Source organism: Vibrio sp. 10N.286.48.B8 (assembly GCF_003050085.1).
GTDB classification, from domain to species: domain Bacteria; phylum Pseudomonadota; class Gammaproteobacteria; order Enterobacterales; family Vibrionaceae; genus Vibrio; species Vibrio crassostreae.
This window is the reverse complement of sequence record NZ_PIGD01000008.1, coordinates 52,426-73,455: the sequence shown is the minus strand read 5'-3', so window position 1 is coordinate 73,455 and position 21,030 is coordinate 52,426. Positions and strand designations below refer to the sequence as shown.

Here is a 21,030-nt window from a genome sequence, read left to right as displayed (position 1 = left end):
ACGTGAAACGTAAATAAAGTTGAGTTACATCACACTAAGTATTGAGTGTTGCTTTACGTTATTCCTCATCCACATCGAACACAACATTGTAGTTCTCGGTGTAAGTACAATTAGGTTGACGGCTACATGTAAAGAAGCGTCGGCCTTTGTAATCGCCTTGGCTTGCCAGTTTGATGATCATCGGGCTACCACATTTCTTACAAAATCGAACTTCTTTGGATGGTTCGATTAAATCAATGTGCGCTGCCAGTAACCTCTTCAAACGGCTTACTTGGTAGCTGTGTTTAATCGAAGCACCAATCAAAGGTAAACCTGCCGATTTACAGACGTGAATCAGTAGCTTTTCGCGGTCGACCTTCCCTTTATTGAGCTCTTTACCGTTATCGAGTTCGATGATCACACGGGGTTCTAACGTTCGTGGGTCGCAGACGACAAAATCAAAGTAACTACGAGAGATCTTGTTGTTGGCGATAAACCAATTCTTCTTGTTGTTCGTCTTAGCAGGAACAAGTACGTTCGACATGCTGACTTTGGCAAACACTTCCCCATGGTTACCCACAGCGGATTTAAGCGCATTATAGAATGTCGCCTGTTGCGCCGACATCAACGCCCCTTTCTTCTGATAAGCATGGTCTTTGGTGTCATCATGTTTCACCACATACTTTTGAATAAAGTAAAAGAATACAACCAGAACAATTACAACGATAAAGATATTAGTCATTTTCCAACACAATCAAGTCTGTATAGGGATTAAGAGAGTGGCTAGCGTATGTAGAAAAGCATCACCTGGCAAGCAAAAGAGCGAGAGTTACCAACCAGAATCACGACCTTTGAGCGCTGCAATCACCGAGAGCTCGCTCCCACGCTAGACACATCTCTCCTATTTGATATTCAAATCATCAATTACACTCTAGATTGATTTAGATCAATTTACCTTAACTTGTGATCAACTAGTCTGAAAAACGTTAGGCAAATGTTAATAGGGAAATTGATATGGAACTCAAACAAGACCCAAGATGTTATACCGATGTATGTGTAGACGGTAAGTGGTTCCACTATGACCACTGCGGAACTCGAGCTTACATGTTAAAAGGTGGCGCTTCCGCTGTTATTGAACTAGCAAGAGAACCTTCTACAGAGGGCGAACTGGTTGAAATGCTGCAAGGCGTCGCAAAGTAAGTTAATACGTTCATCTATCACTGATACCAAAATTATCGCCTAGAAGTCATTCTTATCTAACCACGATCAGAATGGCTTTTTATTCCCAGATTAGAGATTAACTTTCAGCGATAACCACGCGGTTTCTACCTGCCTCTTTGGCTTGATACAGAGCATCGTCAGCAGCTTTAAGCGACTTCTTATAGGTTCCATTGTTAACTTGCTCTTGAGCGATGTTAACAGTGGCACCAATTGAACAGGTAAGACTCAACGTTCCAGCATGAGTATCAATGGGATGCTGGGCGATGGCTAGCCTGATGGTTTCTAGTTGTTGTTCTGGATCTTGAGAGCCTGAAAATAACAGAACGAACTCTTCCCCGCCCCAACGTGCAACAACATCATTTTTAAGTACTACCTGACCTAAACGCTTAGCCACTTCCACCAGCACTTGATCACCAACATCATGCCCGTAGGTGTCATTCACTTTCTTAAAGAAATCGAGGTCTAGAATCGCCAAACTCATTCCAAATTGGGTGTGACCGAATGGCATAGGTTGAGCTAGTAATTGTTCGAGATAACGCCTATTGAACAAGCCGGTAAGCTCACAAGTCGTTGATTGGGTTAACAAGGCGCTGTTCTTTTTTTGGATTGAACGCAATCGAATCATCAATAACAGTGCGCTAATACCCACCATAATGATCAATGCGACAACGATTCGATTCCTAAGTTGCTGCTTTTGCAGTAACAACTCATTCAGGTCTTTTTCCGTGTTGAGTAATTCGTTTTCCTTAGCGAGTGTCGCTGTTGCAAAGTCTTGTTCTAAAAGAAAGATATCACTCTGGCGCTTGTCAAAAAGCAGCGCTTTATTAGCTTTATAATATAGCTTGTAATAGTGTAATGCCTTATCAAGATTACCTTTCGATTCGTAATATTGAGCCAACCTTTTTAATCCGAGCACCTTCCAATTCCGGCTACCCACAACTTCAAAAATGTCGAACGCGCGTTGAAAATCTGCCAGGGTATCATCATCTTTATTCAGTCCGACTTTCGCCAACGCTCGGTTGAGGTAACACTGCCCATGTTGAAGCGTGTATTTCTCGACCCCAGGATAATGAATGCATCGATTCGTCACATTGAGTGCTGATTGGAATTCCCCTTCCGCAAGCAATACATCACTGTATGTTCTGAGCAATAGAACCTTGTATCGCGTACTTACTCTCTCACTATTCAGCTGCTTCGCTTTGTTATAAGCAATACGACCTTTTACGAGATCGCCACTGCTTAAATAGGTGAAGGCTTCGTTAATGTAGAGGATACCAATGGCCTCATCTTCGAGTAATCCGCTTTGATAATAGAGCTTTTTGGCTTTCTCAATGATCTTGAGTGCTTTCGGCCAATCTTCCAAATAGATGTAAAGCAATGCCATGTTAGACATGAGCTTGCTGTTATAAATATGCTTTGGGTACTTTTTCCCAAGTTGTATCCCTTGATGGAAAAAGTATTGAGCATCTTGTAGGTCGTTACGAACGTTATTGATGGCGCCCGCCGTATTATAGGCTTTGACCAACAGTTCTTCGTATCTTATGGACTCAGCTATATCGATTGCGGAACGAATTTGAACTTCAGAGGCAGCGAGTTCACCTTCTTTCAAATTCTCGATGGATAATTCAACAAGCGACTGGGCTTTCAACCACAACAAAGCTTTGTGGTCAGCCAATTCTTCAAGCTGTTGAATGTATCTCATGACGGCTTCTGTATCTTGCTGATGATGGGCGACATTTGACAGAATCATCAGACGGTAAGCTTGTTAAATAGCTGAAGGTTTTGTAGGTGAAGTTTCTGCAAGCTCAGTAAGCTTTTGTTGCGCGAGAAGTGGATCACCGCGAGATAGCTCAAGCAGTTTGATTAACTGGAGCCCATATGCGGACTTAGCCAGTTCGTTTTCTGGGGTGTAAGCATCAGTGTTCGTTGATTGCGCATGACTTAGGTCGTCGTCCTGCAATGGGTACAACAAATAAAGCCCGAGTACGGCACTCATTGTCACAACGAGTAGAAAGGATCCTAAAACGTTGTTTTTATTCATGTATCAAGGCCGTTCCAAATTGAATTCTCATATCACTGCTGTTTATCTATATTAGAAACGCATTATACCCGAGCCCTAGACAGATTAAAATGTTGCCAGCTCGACGATATAAATAAGATTTTTCTAATTAAATAGCATAATCAGGCAACTTTCTTGATTTAACACAGGCATTCATCTGGCACATTGGCGTTATAGTGATTTTCCTGTTCCTACCTCCGCGGCTTCTTTTCGAACAAGCGGAAGCATAATGAGAATTAACAATGACCCAAATTAATGAACAACGTCTAGTCGACCATTTCTGTGATCTTGTGAAAATCGATAGTGAATCACGCAACGAAAAAGCCATCGCTGAAGCGCTGGCTGAGCAGCTAGGCGAACTAGGCTTTGACGTACACAAACTGGCAGTTCCGGAAGAAGTATCGAACGGTTTCAACATCTACGCACGTTTAGATGGCACACTTCCAGGTAGCACAGTATTCAGCTGCCACATGGACACAGTAACGCCAGGTATCGGCATTGAGCCAATCATCGAAGACGGTATCATCCGTTCAAAAGGCAACACGATCCTAGGCGGTGACGATAAGTCTGGTATTGCGGCTATCATGGAAGCGGTTCGCGTAATCCAAGCTGAAGGCCAAGCACACAAAACGATTGAAATCGCATTCACCGTATTCGAAGAAGGCGGTCTATTCGGTTCTCTGAACTTCGATATGTCTTACATCCAATCTGAGCACGCTATTGTGCTAGATACAGGCGGTCCGATTGGTACTATCGTAAACGCAGCGCCTGGCCAACAAAAAATCGTTGCGAAGATCAAAGGTCGCCCTGCTCACGCTGGTTTAGCACCAGAAGAAGGCATCAGTGCGATTCAAGTGGCAGCAGACGCTATCACTAAGATGAACCTGCTTCGTATCGATGAAGAAACAACAGCAAACGTGGGTATTGTTGAAGGCGGTCAAGCAACTAACATCGTAATGCCAGAGCTTAAAGTCGTGGCTGAGGCTCGCTCTCTAAACGGTGAAAAACTAACAGCACAAGTTGAACACATGATCTCGACATTCGAAGAAAGCGCGAAACAGTTCGGCGCTGAAGTAGAAATCGAATCGACTCGTGCTTACGACGCATTCGTTATTGCAGATGATCACCCGCATATTCTTTCTATCAAATCAGCATTTGAGAAGCTTGGCGTAACAGCGAACACTAAACGCACTGGCGGCGGTAGTGATGCAAACAACTTCAACGCGAAAGGCCTAACAACAGTTAACCTTTCTACTGGTATGGCGAAAGTTCACACCACTGAAGAGTACATTGCAGTGAAAGACATGGTCGCTATAACTGAGTTTGTTGTGGCTTATGTAACGCAATAATCGAATCCATTAGTTAGGTAGTCACTTCTATCTAGCACAATGAAAAAAGCCGAGACATCATCACGATGCTCGGCTTTTTGCTGTTTAGGTGAACATAGAAGGTCGAACCTAAAACCCCCTACGCTTCCAGAATTGGCCTTCGTCTTTTGCTACTAGGTCGAATGTCTTGTCGGCGATGATGTTGCCTTTTAGCTCAACCGTCATACGCCATTTTCCTAGTTTGTTCGAGACAGGTGCCCAGATAGTGTCACCTAAGTAGAAATCCCAATCATTGTTGCCGACATACTCTTCACCATCAAACGGTTCGAGCACTTCACCTTTGTCTGTGGTGATGTTCGGGTGATAAATGCAGTAACGAATCTTCTCACCTTTGGCTTTTTTTATATTCAGGATATAGCCAAACTCCACGTCGATTTCAGCATCAACGATGGTGGTGAACTCTTGGATTTTTGGAAGATCTTTAGATTTGGAATCCCATGTGGAATAGATACCATAAGAAGTCATGTCGACCACAACAGAGCGCTTTGCCATTTCAATCGTTACCTTGGAGTTGTTCTATTAATTTAATTCTAGTTACCATACAGCCATGCAAGCAGAGGAAGAACGAGGCTATTCTTGCCAATCTTTCGCCATACGCTTAATCACCGATGGTTCGATGTCGTGAATAGTGCCATATTGCTCTCGGCAGACTTCGATAATCAATTCTGCTTTATATTTGCGTGCTAGTTGGCGGTAAACCTTCATTTCCCAGTGCTTAATAAAGGTATTTGAGACCACGACATCAAGACCTTGCTTTAGACCATTTTCAGCCGTGTTTTGGCACCACTCATGTGCCTGTTGCAGCTGTCTAGGGTCAAAGTGATATTCACCTTGCTCATTCACATAATACATATCGGCTTCAACATGCAATGCATCGTAGGTTTTTGCTTTTGTTGACTTGCCAGAACCAGGCAACCCTCGAATGAGTATTAACTTCATCTGTCACTTTACAGGCTAATTCGAAAGCTCAAGTTTATCTCAAATACCAACGAGTTTCTCTGATAACTGCCTTTGTTCAACATCGAAAACCAAGTACTTACACTCGACTCAGACAATCACTGAATGTTATGAGGCTCCCCTCTATGCCCGTGGATTGCTCCTGATAGAAAACACAAATAATTTACATCTATCCATTTTGCATATCGACAAGCGTATCAAACTACTATAGATTTAGATGTATAGACGTCTACATATCTAGCTTAGGGAGAAAGCTGTGCCTATTCGCATTCCAGACCAATTGCCAGCATCCGATGTTCTTCGTGAAGAAAACATCTTCGTTATGCCGTTATCAAGAGCATCGACACAGGAAATTCGTCCACTTCGAGTCTTGATCCTCAACCTAATGCCGAAGAAGATTGAAACCGAAACTCAATTCTTACGCCTACTATCAAACAGCCCATTACAAGTGGACGTAGAGCTGCTGCGCATTGATGACCGACCGAGCAAAAACACACCGACTGAACACCTTGATAACTTCTACCGCCAATTTGAAATGGTCAAAGGAAGAAACTTTGATGGATTGATCATCACTGGCGCGCCGCTTGGCTTGGTTCAATTTGAAGATGTTATCTACTGGGATCACCTGAAAACCATCATGGAATGGGCAAACAAGCACGTTACTTCAACGCTATACGTATGTTGGGCGGCTCAGGCTGGTTTGAAGTTATTGTATGATTTGCCAAAACGCACTCGTAAAGAGAAGCTGTCTGGTGTTTATAACCACGAGATACATAACCCATACCATCCTATTCTGCGTGGCTTCGACGATACATTTTTGGCACCGCACTCTCGCTATGCGGACTTCTCTCAAGAGTACTTAGCTGAACATACCGACCTTGATGTTCTTGCGACTTCTGATGTTGCGGGTGTATATCTAGCAGCAACCAAAGATAAGCGAAACGTGTTTGTAACGGGTCACCCTGAATACGACTCCCATACACTTCACAATGAATACATTCGTGATTTAGGTGAAGGCATGGAGCCTGTTATTCCAATCAACTATTACCCGAACAACAATCCAGACAACAAGCCTGTTGCAAGCTGGCGTAGTCATGGCCACTTGTTATTCTCTAACTGGCTAAACTACTGCGTTTACCAACAAACGCCTTACGATCTGGAGCATTTCAGCGAAGACAACTTTACCAAAGACGATTAAGTTCTCTCTTCCGATTCACAAACACATAAAGCCGTGTTCAATAGGTTGTTGATAAGACTCCAAATTGGACGCGGTTTTTTTATGGTGGTTGAGTCGCATTCCATAATAGATTTACCACTTCAATGGGTTTGATTTCATATGATGGGTTGGTGTTCATAAGGAGCTTCACATGCCTGCCAAGCCGTCATTCTCAAATCCGATTTCGTTGCACCGCCCCCTTTCGTTATCAAGTTTGGTACTACTCACCTCACTTTCGTTGGTCGGTTGCGTCTCTGTCACTGAAGGACCACCAAAAATTGAAAGCGATCCTATTGCGATGTCTGAATCTCGAATCGAATTAGGTTTGGGCTATATGGGACAAGGCAATATGGTAAGAGCGCGTGAAAATCTTGAGCTGGCTATCAAGCACGCACCTAGCTACTACCGTGCTCGACTTTCAATGGCGCATTACTACGAACAAGTGGGCGAAGTAGACGAAGCGAGAACCACTTACCGCAAAGCACTCAGTCTCGATTCTAGAAACGGTAATGTATTGAACAACTACGGTACATTTTTGTGTAAACAGGGCGAATACGAACAAGCCGACAAGTACTTCAATCGAGCCATCGACCAACCCTACTACTACTTGGTGTCTGCAAGTTATGAAAACGCGGCATTTTGCGCATTTAAGGCTGGCAATACTGACCAAGCGAAGTACTACTTCACTCGCGCCATTGACCATGACCCAAATCGAGTAAAGTCGATATTACAGCTTTCTAAAATCGAAGTAAGTGAAGCCGATTACAATGAGGCTCGACTTCGTTTATTCAAATTCCACCAGCGTTATGGCTATCAAATTCCATCACTTCAAATCTTGGTCGATCTCGAAAACAAAGCCGGGAACAGAGCCCTAGAGCAGAAATATCAGAGTAAGTTAGATGAGTTGCTTTCTGCTTAGCGAATATGCAAAACACAAAAAACGGGCTTGTTGCGTTAACAACAAGCCCGTTCATAATTTCGACTTAATATCTTAATTAAGTGCAGTCGTTACTTAAGCGCGATCCACTCTTGTCTTTGTTCATCGTCCATAAAGGTCCATGCGATAAAACGACTCACCTTCTGGCCTTGCGACATCTCGACAACTTTCACTTGTTTAGCTCGTAGCTTACCCAGCTCTGAACGAACCATATCGACGTTATCTTTCTTAGAGATCAATGTCGTAAACCACAAAACTTGAGTAGCAAAAAGCTGGCTCTCTCTCGCCATTTTCATGATGAAAGCAGCTTCGCCACCCGGGCACCAAAGCTCGGCTTTTTGACCACCAAAGTTTAAGGTTGGTTTATCTTGCTTAGTTGATTTATTTTGCTTGGCTGGCTTCTTGTTCATTTCTGGCTTAAATGACTGACCTGCCTTCTTAGCACGGTTCGCCGCTAGGTTATCCAGTTTACGTTGTGACCCCTTTTCCGCTTCTTCAAGGGAGCTATGGAATGGAGGGTTACAAATAGTGACATCGTAACGTTCATTACCCTTAATCACGCCCTTAAAGATAGATTCAGAGTCAGCTTGTAGGCGAGCTCGGATCTTACCTTTTAGATTAACGTTGCTTTCCGCAATGAAGTTCGCTGTTTTGATGGAAACAGGATCAACATCTGTACCTGTGCAACGCCATTTGTATTCCGTGGTGCCAATGATTGGGTAGATACAGTTTGCACCAACCCCAATATCTAATGCTTTCACAGACGCGTGGTTATAGGGTTCGCCTTGGCCATCGCTATTAAGGATGTCGGCCACTCTGTGAATGTAGTCTGCACGGCCAGGAATTGGCGGGCACAAGTAACCAGCAGGAATATCCCAATGTTTAACGCCGTAGTGGTGTGCTAACAGAGCTTTGTTGAGTAGCTTAACGGCCAATGGATCAGAGAAGTTAATGGTGTCTTCTCCTACTGGGTTCTTGATCAGGTGCTCTTTTAGCTCAGGCAACGAGGCAACCAACAACTCAAAGTCATAACGACCAGTGTGCTGGTTTCTTGGGTGTAATCCACCTTGAGGTTTTTCAGAAGAACGTCTTTTCTGAGCTGCGTTCTTGTTAAAAGCCGTTTTATTAAAAGAACCCTTATTTGATGATCCTTTATTCGCACCCTGCTTCCCTTTGCTATCTTTTGCAAAAGGTCGCTTTGCTTTGTTATTGCCCGTACCTTTCGGTGCACTACTCTTGCGGCTTTTATCTGATGTGTTCTTTGTAGAAATACGCTTGTCGCTGCTTGGCTTAGCTGTACTTGGCTTAACATCAGCTTGATTGTCTTTTGTTTTTGCTGATGAAGTGCTGTTTTTCGACAGGCTTAGCGTCTTTCTATTTTGTGATTGGCTCATTGGGCTACTTCTTTAAATCTAAATACATCATGAATAAACGGGCATCCAACTCAAGTTGATGATATTCCGGTTCCATGTGACAGCATAGTTGGTAAAAGGCTTTGTCGTGCTCTTTCTCTTTGATATGCGCCAGTTCGTGTACCACCAGCATTCTAAGTAAAGGTTCTGGTGCATTTTTAAAAACACTGGCAATACGAATTTCATTCTTTGATTTGATCTTTCCACCGTGATTCTTCGCAACGTAAGAATGAAGACCTAACGCATTATTGATTAGGTGTATCTTGCCGTCGTAAATCACTTTGCTGATCGGTGGTGTTTTTTTCATGTAGCGATTTTTTATCTCAATCGCATAGTCAAACAGGGCTTTCTCGCTTTTTATTTCATGATTCTTTGGGTAGCGAGCTTCAAACCAAGGCACCAATTTACCCGACTCGACAAGTTGAGTCACAGGATCAAGAATGTGCTTAGGATAGCCTTGAATATAGCGTAAAGAAGGATGCATGCTGAAAGACCGTACAAGTTACACCACGACAATACGTTGTGGTCTTGAAAATTGAGCCGCATAGTGTAACTGATCACACTTTTCTAATCACCTAGGATTCGTTACACTTTAACGAGATTCACCAAGAGAATGAAAAAATGAAACGTGTTGTATTGTACGTCGCAGACAAATGCCCGCACTGTAAAGATGCCCAAAGGTATTTAGACTCTAAGAAAATTGTTTACCGCCTGACGAATGCAAAGATGCAGCGTGGCCGTAAAGAGTTACAGGCGATGGGTGCTCGCTCTATACCAGTGCTTAAGATCGGCGATCAAGTGATGGTCGGTTGGAATCAGAAGAACTTCGATAAGATGTATAACTCTAAGAACACTTAACGTGATTTAAGAGACTTATATTTCTACAAACAAAGCCCGAATGTCCAACCTAGGATTTTCGGGCTTTGTTTATTTATATCTTACTAAATCATACATACCGCTTAACGAAATCAATAAAGGTTCTATCTGCCTTCGAAAGATATCCTTCCTTTCTCCAAGCCAAAGAGAGGTTCAGTTTCACAGGGTCTTTGAATGGCACGCCGACAACATCTTCCTCGTACTCTGTCACTAAGCTGAGTAGTGCGGTAATGGCGAACTCTCGCTTCACTATAGAAAGAATCATCGGGAGCAAGTTGGTTTCGAATGCGATGGTCATGTCTAGGTTGTACTTTTTGCAGGTCGCATCGATAAAGTCACGGTGGAAATAACCCGACTTGAACATGATCAGCTCTTGAGCGAAAAACTCTTCAAAGGTGATGGATGCTTGCGTTGCCAATGGGTGATCTTTACCAACGACGGCTAACATTTCAGAACTCAATAGATGATCAGTTTCGAGGTCGTCAGGCACGTTTTCATGATTAATCACGCCGATATCAAGCTCACCGTTTAATAACATTTCACGAATCGAAGCAGTACCAGCATCTATAATCGTCAGTTTTAGGTTCGGGTATTGGCTCTTGAATGCCATCACCACCTGTGGGAAAAAGTAACTCCCCATCATGCTTGGAGCGCCTAACCGCACTTCTCCTTTCTCCAACCCCTTTAACTCGTTCATTGCGAGTTGAGCATCATCGAACTGTTGAGTAATCCTCTTGGCGTGTTCGAACAATACTTTTCCCTCTTCCGTTAATGTTACGGATTTATCTCCTCGACGGAAGAGAATCAACTCAAGCGTCTGTTCGAGTTTTTTAACAGAAATACTCAATGCAGGCTGTGCGATATGCAGCGCTTTGGCGGCCTGGGTGAAGTTACCAAACTGCGCAACAGCCAGAAAATGTCGAAGTGGTTTTGATTCAAGCATGGCGATATATTAAATATATAGAGGTGATATTTTTAATATATTTCTTTAATCACACTTGTACTGATAACTTGTTCACAAATAGCTTACTAACTCGTGCAGGCACAACGTAAATGTTTGATAAAGGCAGTCCTCAATACAAACGCATCACCCAATCATTGGCGATTGGCTCGTTTATCATTTTCTGTAACCTTTACCTCTTTCAGCCAATCTTGCCGCACATGGCGGAGCACTTCCAAGTATCTGAAACTCAAATCAACTGGCTGTTTGCCGCGACAACACTTGGGCTTTCCATCAGCTTAGTGCCTTGGGCGATCGCTTCTGAAACCTTCGGTCGAAAACCCATCATTCTGTTCAGCTTATTTGCTATCCCGCTAATCGGGCTGAGCATGGTGTTCACAACCACTCTACTGCAACTTGTTATTGCCCGAGCATTCATGGGAATCGCAGTCGCTGCTTTTGCGGGCGTGGCGGTTGCCTATATGGTCGAAGAGTTATCACCCAAAGCATTCGCAGTCGCGATTGGAGGATATATTGCGGCTAATTCTTTAGGTGGCATCTTCGGGCGTGTATTGGGTGGCTTGATTACGGATTATTTCAACTGGCACGCAACGGTTTTGTTTTTCGTTGTCGGATCTTTGCTTGGCGCGCTCTATATCGCCTTTAGATTGCCTGATCAACAAAACTTCAAACCACAGAAAGGGTTGTTCTTTCAACATAACCGCTCGGTTGTGATGCACTTAAGAAACCGTACCTTGTGGCTCGCGATGTTGATTGGTGGTGCTAACTTCGCGTTGTTCGTTAACCTGTATTCGGTAATGGGCTTTAGGCTAGTATCTGCGCCTCACTCTGTGCCAGTGGGTTTAGCTTCGCTTATATTCCTATGTTACTTGGCCGGAACGGTAAGCTCTAAGCTCTCCAACAAATGGACACTTCGCTTTGATCCGTTAAACGGTATATTAATGGGCGTGTGTATTAGCCTGATTGGGATGCTAATTTCTGCGGTCGATAAAGTCCCGTTCATGTTAGCTGGCTTGTTATTAATTAGTGGCGGAGCATTCTTCGCCCACACTCTTGCCTACTCTTGGGTGAGCCAAAAAGCACCGAGCGCCAAAGCGACAGCAACGGCACTTTACTTAGTCCACTACTACATAGGTGGCAGTTTAGGAGGCTTCTTACTCCTTTATTACTGGCAACTGTTCGGTTGGAATGGCGTGATTGCAGGCGGCTCGATCTTCTATGTCGCGATATTTGCTTGGGTCTACCAGTTAAAACAGCGCCAAGTATCGGCGTCCAAACTCGCACAAGCATAAGTACGACTGAGGTTGTAACTCAATTATTGCTTTTGATTAACGTTCGTTCTGATATCCTACGCAAAATTTCATTTCGGAACCTGTTATGTCGAACACTCAAAGCTCAGATCTTCAAACCATCCACGACCAAGTAAAACAGTGGTTAGACGATGTCGTTATTGGCCTAAACCTGTGTCCATTTGCAGCCAAGCCACAACGTAATAAACAGATTAAGATCTTTGTGAGTGAAGCGAATACGGAAGAAGCGTTGTTGGAAGACATCATGACGCATTTCGTAGAGTTAGATAACACACCAGTCGCTGAACTAGAAACGACTCTGGTTGTGGTTCCTAACATGCTGCAAGATTTCTTCGATTACAACATGTTCATTGATTGGATTGAAGCGCTGATCAAGCAAGAAGATTGGGAAGGCGTTTACCAAGTGGCAACCTTCCACCCAGACTATTGCTTTGGCGGTGCAGATCCAGAAGACGATGAAAACCTAACGAACCGTTCTCCGTATCCGGTTTACCATTTGATTCGTGAAGCGAGTATGGAAAAGGTGTTGAAGCACTACCCTAACCCTGAAGCGATTCCTGATACCAACATCGCGAGAGTTGAGTCTTTAACGCCGGAAGAACGTCGTAAGCTATTCCCTTACCTGTTCAGTTAATCTCTAACATGCTGGCTCATATTCCTGAGCGCTCTTGATGATATGGACGAGAAAGAAACTGATCTCGTCCATTTTGTTTCGCAATGTACAGACATTCATCGGCAACTTTGATTAGCTTATCTAACGCCGACATCCTTTCCCCTTTGGTATCCCCTGTACTCAACTCAAAATGACACGCACCGATTGATATAGTAACAGGCTTTCTATCCAGCGTGATTTTCTTCATCTCTTGCAAAAGAGTCATGAGCTTATCTTCTACACAACTTGGTGTTTTATTTGGGTACCAAAGAATAAACTCTTCACCACCAAAACGCGCCACAAACTCACCCTCTTGAGTGTTATTACTTAGCACGTTCGCCACTTTCTTTAAGACAACATCACCCATTTGGTGGCCATAAGTGTCATTGACCTGTTTAAAGAAATCGATGTCGACAACTGCCAAGGTTCCTTTTCCTAAAGAGCCTTTTAACTGCTCGACTTCCGCATTCAACGTTTTGAACAAGCAACGTCTATTTGGTAAATGTGTCAAAGGATCGTACATAGCTTGGTACTCTAACTTCTCATTGAGCTCTTTGAGTTTTCGTTCTTGTTGTCTTCTAACCAGCTCTACTTCGATCCATGAGGCCATTAGCCTCATCACGTCGATATCGAACTCTTTGAACTCACGATGATAAGGCTCTGGGCTTGAAAAGTTTAAGGTGCCATAAAGCTCATCATTAACGAAAATGGGAATACCAATGTATGACTCCAAACCAAAAGACTGATAGGCAGGATGAGTCGCATACTTATCGTGTTTACCACAATGCTCAATGCAGATAGGACCAATCGATTTACAAGTAATTTCGCAATAAGTCGAACGATAATCGAAGGTGTCACCGCTATTGAGTTCTACCCCTTCAGGTGTAACGCAGTGCTCAACTAAATAAGAATTACCATCGACTTTCGATAAGATACCAATATCAAGGTTGAAGCGTTCAAGCCCCATAATAAGCAGCTGAGCGATCTGAATATCGAAGCCCTTTCGATAATCATTGGTGATTTGATACAAACGGCGTATAACAATTTCGCTTTCACTGGCTTGGTACATAACGGAGATCCCACTGCTGACGAGATAAATGACAACACCAATATTGAGGTTATTACTAATAAAGGGCAGAAAACATAATAATCAATCGGTTTGTATGCAAAATACCTCATTGGTCCAATGAATAAAAGTCGACTTCTTCGACTTTGCGTTAGCACCCTATTCCGAGCTTTGATAAAATAATCCATTAACGAAACAGAATGGATAGGAAAATGAACCTTTCTCAACTAAGCCAAGAAATCTACGATCACCTTTACCGCGACATTGAAGAGTTCCGCAGTACTTTTGATCTGCCTGTTGCTGCTCCTGAAACAATGGACGAAAAAGGCGATACGCTACATACCTCTCTAGCGATCGAAGAACTAACAGAACTTGCAGAAGCTGACTCTAAAATCGAACAAGCGGACGCTATTGTAGACAGCGTTTATGTTTTGATGGGACGTTTAGTCCACCTTGGTCAGTCGAAAGTAGAAGACAACCTAGCAATCAGCTACCTGATCGACCTACTGTTGAATGTTTCTAAAAACCGTTCAATCGACTTTCTACCTTGTTGGGACGAAGTACACTCAAGCAACATGAGCAAAGTATGTCGCAACGAAACAGAATACGCTGAAACGGAAGCTTTCTATGCTGAGCAGAGCATCAAACTGATGGCTGTTCAAAAAGGCGAATACATCATCGCGAAGTGTGCGGAAGATTTCGTATCTGAAGGCAAGACAGTTCGCCAAGGTAAAGTACTAAAATCAGTACACTACCGCCCTGCGAACCTTGAGCCTCTAACGGCTTAAGTAAGGCTACAACTGAAACACTTTAAAGCCTCAGTTGACTGAAATCGAAAACGCCACGTTATTTTAACGTGGCGTTTTATTATCTATTAGAAAACTCTAGCTGTGTTAATTGGAGCCTTGTATTAGAAGCAGAACACTATACCAGTCGAGCCATATGATAAGCCGCCACATATTCGCCATTTCTAAAAGCGAACCCTGCTGACTCACCTTCAATCACAAAACCAAACTTCTTATATAGGCTGATCGCTCTTTCGTTATCGGTATAGACAGTGAGCTCCAATCGCTTGATGTTAATCCAGTTATCACACAAGTCGATCGCGGTCGCGAGCAGTTGGCTACCGACACCTTTGCCTAATACATCATCTTTAACACCCATACCGAATGAAGCAACATGACGCCTTCTCGGGTTTACACACACTTCCATTCCCAAATTACCAACAATCTCATCGTCGATCATCGCGACATACGAGTACACGTTATCAGGTATATTGGAGATTCGTTTCTGCCAGCTTTCCAGAGATGGATTTGGGAGTTGCAGCGTACCGGTATAAGCATTAGTGCATTCGTAAACTTCTTTTATTCCCTTTGCATCTGACGGTTCAGACCGTCTCACTATAATACTCATCGCAACTCCTACTATTATTCTTCGCTAAATGTGATGCACATCCTCAATGTGCAACTAGACACATTACCAAATAGTAAATATTTAACAATAGGTTAGATGAAATTGTTTTTATTGGGGCTGACGTGAGGAATGTATCTGGATGTTCTGAAGAAGTAAATTCGTGGAATCAAGGTTAGTTAAACTCGAGGTCATTAGATATGGGCACCTCAGGTGTGCCCATATCGTGAAACCTATGGAGTTATTGAGCTGGACGCCAAACGCCCCATTTGTCATTTTCGTAGGTCGCTTTAGGGTTTGTACCACCTTGAACCCACCATTGCGCTTTCCATGACTGGTTCGAGTAAGTCACGACTTCGCCACCAAGGTAAGTCGCTGATGAGTCCCAAGTGCCATTGTCTGGGTCAGGAGTCGGATCAGGGTCTGGTGTCACGCCACTGCCATCAGCAATCACTTCGAACGTGAAGGTTTCAACACTGTCGTTTTCAATTGAGCTAGCCATAAACGATAGAGTTTCGTTTGCAGTGATGCCAGCGGTATCAACTACGATAGAAGCCGTGCCGTTATTCTGGATGCTTACTGAAGAACCTTGAGTTTGAGTCAATGTCGCCGCTTCGCTTGTTGCAATCACAACTTTATCGCCAGCATTCACAACATTGTCACTCTTCACTAGCTCGTAGATGTCACCTTTCAGTGGTTCAACACCACCGTCGCCACCATCAATCAGCGTTAACTGACCAGAAGCACGGCTATCTTTTGAGTTGAAGAAGTTACGTGAAGGATCGTTTTGGAAGTACATGTAGTGCTGCATTTCAGCGTGCCAGTCACCAATGAAGATCGCGCCATCTTTAAACTCTTCATGCCAACCATTGATTTCTGAAGCCAACAAACGAGCCCAATCGTTAATGTTTGAAGCATCGATGACGATGTCGAAGCTACGCGCTACTTCACCATACTTGTTGATGATGTCGTACTTAACTGTATCACCAACTTCTGGCGTTCCAAATTGGTCTGAAACAAACAGATCACCACGCACTAGATCGGGCTCTGGACCCGGCTCTGGTGGAGGGGTTGTGCCACCCGCGATAGTGATGTCTGAACAGTTGTAGAAGCCTTCGCCCGCAGCATCATCACGTTGCCAGCGAACGAATAGAATCGCATCGCCAGAACGGTCTGAAGGGATAGTGACGTTAATGCGGTACTTACCACCATTAACCGGAACGTTACCCTCTTCTTGGATAAGCTCTAAGTCTCCCCACGCTAAGCCTTTGCTTAGGTCTGCGTTTGGTTTCGTTAGGTAGAACTCCCAAAAAGAAGGGTTGTGTGGCGCAGTCGCATTGAATACATATTCAAACGTACCAGTATTTAGTTCAGTACGAGTCCAACCAGTATGAGGCGCACCCATACCGCGTTTTTGCGAATCATTGGCGTAACATAACGTACCGTCAGGAATCGCCGCTTTTACAGCATTGATATTATTGAAATCCTGAACATTTTTAGCGTATTCGTTACGTTGAACAAACGGATATGAACCAGAAATGTCTTTTGCTTGAGCACACGCAGCATTAGGTGGTGTACCCGACCAGATTCCGCCTTGCTCGTAACACGAGTTCTGACGCGCACTTGGAAATTCAGACCAACCATGAGCATTTGCCACTGAAGGCACACTCGATAGCATAGCCATACCTACTGCTACTTTTAGAATATTATTATTTATTGTTGTCACTTTCCCACTCTCTATTATTTTACCCTGCACATCACATCAATTGGTCACTTACCAATCAAAATTGCACTTCGAGGGTTTATAGTTTTTATTTGAAGAACAACGAAAAATATATACGTCAATTTTATCAATAACAGCGGGTTTTATATTGATAGGAATCAGAGTCACACAACTCAAAGAAATGCGTTGTCGATAGATGATGTTGCTTCGAATTATCGGATCTCAGTATTCCGTCTTGATTGACGCAACATTATTCAAAGTGAATAAAAAAGCGGCTTAATGATTAAGCCGCTTCCAATATATACATTAAGTATGCTGCACGAGTTGTACACAAGTTGAGTAATGAGAAGGTAATTAATAACGGCTATGCATGCCCATACGATGCGACATGTCATCGTCCATACGACCGCCCTTCCAACCACAGCCACCCAATAGATTGAGTACATCTCGCGCTGTGTACTCTTCTCCACCGAAGAAGTCATTAGACACATCTTTTCGCAGCAATTGAATGTTGGTCGCCAGTTCAGTGTTGAAATCTTGTGGATCAGCAAACAGCGCGAAAGCAATTTGTTGCTGACGCGTACTCAGGTCTTTAGAGCTAGTTTCTACTTGTCCGATAGAGAAGAAATCACGGCTTCCGTAGCTCTTTACCATCTTTGCTGACAAAGACTTAATCACCTTTTTGATTCTTCTTCTTTGGATGTATCTAAACATATTTGCTTCCTTTACTAACTCGTCTTGAACCCAAGAATCCGCTTAACCAAATAACCTTTTAGCAAATACTCTTTCTAGACAAACGCCCTATCTAACCAAACAGCAGATAGGTTTGATTATCGACTGAGATACTTTTGACTTCAGTGTTGAACACGGACTCTAGTTGTTCTGGAATAAGCACTGCTGTAGCGGTACCTGATGCTTGCAGTACGCCCTTATCGAGCAGCAACACTTGGTCTGCGTGTCTTAGGGTTCTGTTCAAATCATGGTTAGCCATGATAACTGCGATCCCCTTCTCTGCTACTCGTTCAATGAGCTTGTACAACAAGGCTTCTTGTGCAATATCCAACGGAGCGGCAGGTTCATCAAGGATCAGCAGCTTCGCGTAGGGGTTAAGTGTCGGCCAAATTTGCAGACACATGCCCGCCAAACGAACGCGTTGCCATTCACCACCAGACAGTGTCTGAATTGAACGATGAAGTTTGTCTGCAATGTCTAGCATCTGGCTAATTTCTTCCAAAGCTGCGTTGATTTCAGCCTCAAGGCCATGCGATGAACTTGGCAATGACAACGCAAGGTATTGGAATACTTCCAAGTTGAAGGCTGGCCTTGCGCTTTGGCATAAATAAGCACGATGTAATGATAAATCTTGTAGCGACAGTTGTGACAAATCCTGCCCGTCGAACTTTATATCACCTTTATAGCCATCACCAATGCCAGATATCGCTTCGAGTAAGGTACTTTTACCGCTGCCATTCGGGCCGATAACATGAGTCACCTGCCCTTGCTTGAGCTCAAATGATAGTGGTAATAAACGAGCGCCGACGCTCAGGCTCTTAATTTGAATCATGATTTTTAATTAACATCCAAATGAAGATAGGCGCACCAATACTGGTGGTCATCACACCCAAAGGCAGCTCTGCGGAATCTAATAAGGTTCTTGCACAGATATCAGCAAATACCAGCAATGCAGCACCAGCAACGGCAGACAAAGGAAGCAGATATTTGTTATCAGTACCAATCGCTAAACGCAATAAGTGTGGCACAACCAAGCCAACAAAGCTGATCACGCCACCTAAGGCAACCGCGCAGCCGACTAAAATTGAGACAGCGAAGATTAAACGCCAACGTAATCTCGGAACATTCACGCCTAACTGTGCGGCATGCGTTTCGCCTATCATCAGTTTGTCTAGTTTGCTGCCTTGCAAACACAACCAGATAATAACGGGGATCATCACTAACGTGAGCGAGTGTTGGTACCAAGTTACACCACCCAAGCTACCCATCAGCCAATACATCAACAAGCGTAGACTTAAGTCATCACTAAAATAGAACGCCCATGTCACCATCGCGCCAGAAAGAATGCCTAATGCAACACCCACCAGCAGTAATTTAGCCGTGGTGAGTCGCATCGTTTTTACCATGCTCACCAGTATCACGGTGAAACAGAGCGAGCCTAAAACCGCAGCAATCATGAACAGTTCTGGGGTCGGCGCAAACGGCAAGAAGAACAGCACAATCACCATGGCGAGGCTTGCGCCCCCAGAAATGCCGAGTACTCCTGGCTCTGCTAATACGTTGCCTAATAAGACTTGTAAGCTTGCGCCAGATACAGCTAGCCCTGCCCCGATCGCAATCGCTGCTAATAATCGAGGTAAGCGTAAATCAATCAGTAGTTTTTGTTCTAACGTGGACAAGGTGTCCAGAGGGGAAATGAAGAGATCGCCAACCATTAGGTAAATCGCACTCAGCGCGACAAGCAGTGCTGCCATCAGATAAATGGCTCGGGTCCATTTGCGCTGTTTCTGGTGAAGAAGTTGTTGGAAATCCATATCAAGCTACTTTGAAATTGTTCGCGTAACCTTACCTGTATCCCTAAATAAACTCAAGGCTCACACCGTAATGTGAACCTTGATATTTCAACCAGTTGAGCGGTTGTTTTCGTCGCTTTAACCCTGCTCGGTATTAATCGTACACAAGCTGACCATGGTCGAATCGTGTTTCAACTTCGCACACCATTAAGGCCGCTCGTTGACCGATAGCCACGTTGCGATTTGGGAACACTACTGCTTCGTTTTCATTCTTCGCCATCAATGGCTTATCGCCATCATGACCAAACACTTCACCGTGCTTGAATGCCGTAAAGTTCTCAACGTCATCAGAGAACATGAAATCAAAGTCATCGTGCAAACGAACTATGGTTCGGCTTACGCGATAAGTAATGGTTTTCTTTGGTAAATGCTCTGGTTCTATTTCAGCAATCAGATTGCGCATCGCCAAATCGAAAGCAGTAAGCTTATCAAGCCGGTTCTCACCAATTCTTGCTACCTGCCCTAACTCCATTGTCAGTGCTTGCGCTTCAAAGTTTTCAGCGCTGTACCAGCTGAAGGTGCTCGTTGGCGCATTCGACAACAACACAGCTTCAACGTGAGCACTGTTGATAAAATCGAACAAGGCCTTGCTACGTACTTCGTGGCGAACCTTCGGGCTCACGGCAAAAGAGTAATGCTTAGATAAACGGATTGCACAGTGCAGGTCTAAATGCCAGCGAGTGGCAGGTACCGTTTCTTTGTAAAACTCCGTAACCAAGTACTTTAGATTCTTCGCGATATCCACTTCTCGATTACTCTCGTGCTGCTTATCATCAAACAGACGATTCATATTCACATCAAGAAAACGAGTATGCGCGTTGGTCGCTTCAGGGTGTGCGATGATGAACAAACATCTTGCTGTCACCACTTGGAAGCCAGTTTCAATATCCTCAATGAGCTTATCAATCAGCTCCATTGGTGAGGTTTCGTCGCCATGAACACCGGTTGAAAAGATGATGTTCTTGGTTTCGGAATTATACTCCGCGGGAATCACTTCCAATACACCGCGTTGATGAAGCTTAATTTGAACACCGTTAGTCAGTACGGTCTGTCCTGCAACCACTTCTTGCTCAAGATCTAGGCTGTCAAAAAGAAATGATTGGCGAAAGAGGGTCTTCGTCATGCGCTACTCCTTAATTGCACGGCCGTATGTTAATAAATTGTACATAGAAATTGCGTTGCTAGGATCGCACTTATCAATAGAAACTCCGTTATCACTCACAAATACTACCCATATATTTTTATATTACCTGCTGACTTTACTAACCGACATCTGTT

The 21,030-nt window shown here is 43.8% G+C and carries 21 protein-coding genes and 1 pseudogene; 8 read left to right on the top strand and 14 right to left on the bottom strand.

What is annotated here, in order from left to right; all coding sequences use genetic code 11:
• Positions 1-58: 58 nt before the first annotated feature.
• Positions 59-721 (bottom strand): DUF2726 domain-containing protein, encoded by a 663-nt coding sequence (locus tag CWO08_RS11430; protein WP_048658548.1) that lies wholly within the window; start codon positions 719-721, stop codon positions 59-61.
• A 272-nt stretch (positions 722-993) separates the two neighbouring features.
• On the opposite strand from CWO08_RS11430, the gene CWO08_RS11425 reads away from it, so the two are divergent.
• A complete protein-coding gene (locus tag CWO08_RS11425) occupies positions 994-1,179 on the top strand; it encodes a hypothetical protein (protein WP_048658547.1) in 186 nt (61 codons plus the stop codon).
• A gap of 97 nt (positions 1,180-1,276) precedes the next feature.
• On the opposite strand, the pseudogene CWO08_RS11420 reads toward CWO08_RS11425, so the two are convergent.
• Positions 1,277-3,241 (bottom strand): annotated as a pseudogene (locus CWO08_RS11420) (diguanylate cyclase).
• Positions 3,242-3,501: 260 nt separating this feature from the next.
• Here CWO08_RS11420 and CWO08_RS11415 point away from each other — a divergent pair.
• Positions 3,502-4,608: a M20/M25/M40 family metallo-hydrolase gene (locus tag CWO08_RS11415; protein WP_019824125.1), complete on the top strand. Its 1,107-nt coding sequence runs from the start codon at positions 3,502-3,504 to the stop codon at positions 4,606-4,608.
• A 108-nt stretch (positions 4,609-4,716) separates the two neighbouring features.
• On the opposite strand, the gene CWO08_RS11410 is transcribed toward CWO08_RS11415, so the two are convergent.
• Both CWO08_RS11410 and CWO08_RS11405 read right to left on the bottom strand, forming a co-directional pair.
• A complete protein-coding gene (locus CWO08_RS11410) occupies positions 4,717-5,139 on the bottom strand; it encodes a DUF3859 domain-containing protein (protein ID WP_048611912.1) in 423 nt (140 codons plus the stop codon).
• Between the two features lie 78 nt (positions 5,140-5,217).
• Positions 5,218-5,586 carry an ATP-binding protein gene (locus tag CWO08_RS11405; RefSeq protein WP_108020457.1) on the bottom strand — a complete coding sequence of 123 codons (369 nt, stop codon included), beginning with the start codon at positions 5,584-5,586 and terminating at the stop codon, positions 5,218-5,220.
• Positions 5,587-5,860: 274 nt separating this feature from the next.
• On the opposite strand from CWO08_RS11405, the gene metA reads away from it, so the two are divergent.
• Positions 5,861-6,802: a homoserine O-succinyltransferase gene (metA, locus tag CWO08_RS11400; protein ID WP_048658543.1), complete on the top strand. Its 942-nt coding sequence runs from the start codon at positions 5,861-5,863 to the stop codon at positions 6,800-6,802.
• Between the two features lie 169 nt (positions 6,803-6,971).
• Entirely contained in the window at positions 6,972-7,739 is a 768-nt protein-coding gene (pilW, locus tag CWO08_RS11395) for a type IV pilus biogenesis/stability protein PilW (RefSeq protein WP_048658542.1), read from the top strand.
• Between the two features lie 89 nt (positions 7,740-7,828).
• On the opposite strand, the gene rlmF is transcribed toward pilW, so the two are convergent.
• Entirely contained in the window at positions 7,829-9,151 is a 1,323-nt protein-coding gene (gene rlmF, locus CWO08_RS11390) for a 23S rRNA (adenine(1618)-N(6))-methyltransferase RlmF (RefSeq protein WP_048668595.1), read from the bottom strand.
• A 4-nt stretch (positions 9,152-9,155) separates the two neighbouring features.
• A complete protein-coding gene (locus tag CWO08_RS11385; protein WP_004734935.1) occupies positions 9,156-9,653 on the bottom strand; it encodes a YgjP-like metallopeptidase domain-containing protein in 498 nt (165 codons plus the stop codon).
• A 137-nt stretch (positions 9,654-9,790) separates the two neighbouring features.
• Between CWO08_RS11385 and CWO08_RS11380 the strand changes: the two genes are divergently transcribed.
• A complete protein-coding gene (locus CWO08_RS11380; protein WP_016786183.1) occupies positions 9,791-10,027 on the top strand; it encodes a glutaredoxin family protein in 237 nt (78 codons plus the stop codon).
• 88 nt (positions 10,028-10,115) lie between these two features.
• On the opposite strand, the gene CWO08_RS11375 is transcribed toward CWO08_RS11380, so the two are convergent.
• A complete protein-coding gene (locus CWO08_RS11375; protein ID WP_102479101.1) occupies positions 10,116-10,988 on the bottom strand; it encodes a LysR family transcriptional regulator in 873 nt (290 codons plus the stop codon).
• Positions 10,989-11,098: 110 nt separating this feature from the next.
• Here CWO08_RS11375 and CWO08_RS11370 point away from each other — a divergent pair, with 110 nt between their 5' ends.
• Both CWO08_RS11370 and CWO08_RS11365 read left to right on the top strand, forming a co-directional pair.
• Positions 11,099-12,298: an MFS transporter gene (locus tag CWO08_RS11370; protein WP_102530321.1), complete on the top strand. Its 1,200-nt coding sequence runs from the start codon at positions 11,099-11,101 to the stop codon at positions 12,296-12,298.
• 85 nt (positions 12,299-12,383) lie between these two features.
• Positions 12,384-12,950, top strand: coding sequence for a DUF1415 domain-containing protein (locus CWO08_RS11365; protein WP_081228582.1), 567 nt, complete (start codon positions 12,384-12,386; stop codon positions 12,948-12,950).
• A gap of 16 nt (positions 12,951-12,966) precedes the next feature.
• Here the strand turns inward: CWO08_RS11365 and CWO08_RS11360 are convergent, their stop codons facing one another.
• Positions 12,967-14,037 carry a diguanylate cyclase domain-containing protein gene (locus CWO08_RS11360; RefSeq protein WP_108020456.1) on the bottom strand — a complete coding sequence of 357 codons (1,071 nt, stop codon included), beginning with the start codon at positions 14,035-14,037 and terminating at the stop codon, positions 12,967-12,969.
• Between the two features lie 209 nt (positions 14,038-14,246).
• Here CWO08_RS11360 and CWO08_RS11355 point away from each other — a divergent pair, with 209 nt between their 5' ends.
• Positions 14,247-14,822, top strand: coding sequence for a nucleoside triphosphate pyrophosphohydrolase family protein (locus CWO08_RS11355; protein WP_048664881.1), 576 nt, complete (start codon positions 14,247-14,249; stop codon positions 14,820-14,822).
• 136 nt (positions 14,823-14,958) lie between these two features.
• On the opposite strand, the gene CWO08_RS11350 is transcribed toward CWO08_RS11355, so the two are convergent.
• The 6 genes from CWO08_RS11350 to CWO08_RS11325 form a co-directional block, all read right to left on the bottom strand.
• Positions 14,959-15,447 carry a GNAT family N-acetyltransferase gene (locus tag CWO08_RS11350; RefSeq protein ID WP_065103620.1) on the bottom strand — a complete coding sequence of 163 codons (489 nt, stop codon included), beginning with the start codon at positions 15,445-15,447 and terminating at the stop codon, positions 14,959-14,961.
• A 238-nt stretch (positions 15,448-15,685) separates the two neighbouring features.
• Entirely contained in the window at positions 15,686-17,122 is a 1,437-nt protein-coding gene (locus CWO08_RS11345) for a lytic polysaccharide monooxygenase (protein WP_102530319.1), read from the bottom strand.
• A 399-nt stretch (positions 17,123-17,521) separates the two neighbouring features.
• On the bottom strand, positions 17,522-17,881 hold the full coding sequence (locus tag CWO08_RS11340) for a DUF6559 family protein (RefSeq protein WP_048658532.1): 360 nt from the start codon (positions 17,879-17,881) through the stop codon (positions 17,522-17,524).
• A 91-nt stretch (positions 17,882-17,972) separates the two neighbouring features.
• Positions 17,973-18,731 carry a vitamin B12 ABC transporter ATP-binding protein BtuD gene (gene btuD, locus CWO08_RS11335; protein ID WP_108020455.1) on the bottom strand — a complete coding sequence of 253 codons (759 nt, stop codon included), beginning with the start codon at positions 18,729-18,731 and terminating at the stop codon, positions 17,973-17,975.
• Positions 18,718-19,713 carry a vitamin B12 ABC transporter permease BtuC gene (btuC, locus tag CWO08_RS11330; RefSeq protein WP_017070911.1) on the bottom strand — a complete coding sequence of 332 codons (996 nt, stop codon included), beginning with the start codon at positions 19,711-19,713 and terminating at the stop codon, positions 18,718-18,720. The genes btuD and btuC overlap by 14 nt, the downstream gene beginning before the upstream one ends.
• Positions 19,714-19,846: 133 nt before the next feature.
• Complete coding sequence (locus tag CWO08_RS11325) at positions 19,847-20,875, bottom strand: succinylglutamate desuccinylase (protein WP_108020454.1); 1,029 nt, start codon at positions 20,873-20,875, stop codon at positions 19,847-19,849.
• Positions 20,876-21,030 lie beyond the last annotated feature (155 nt).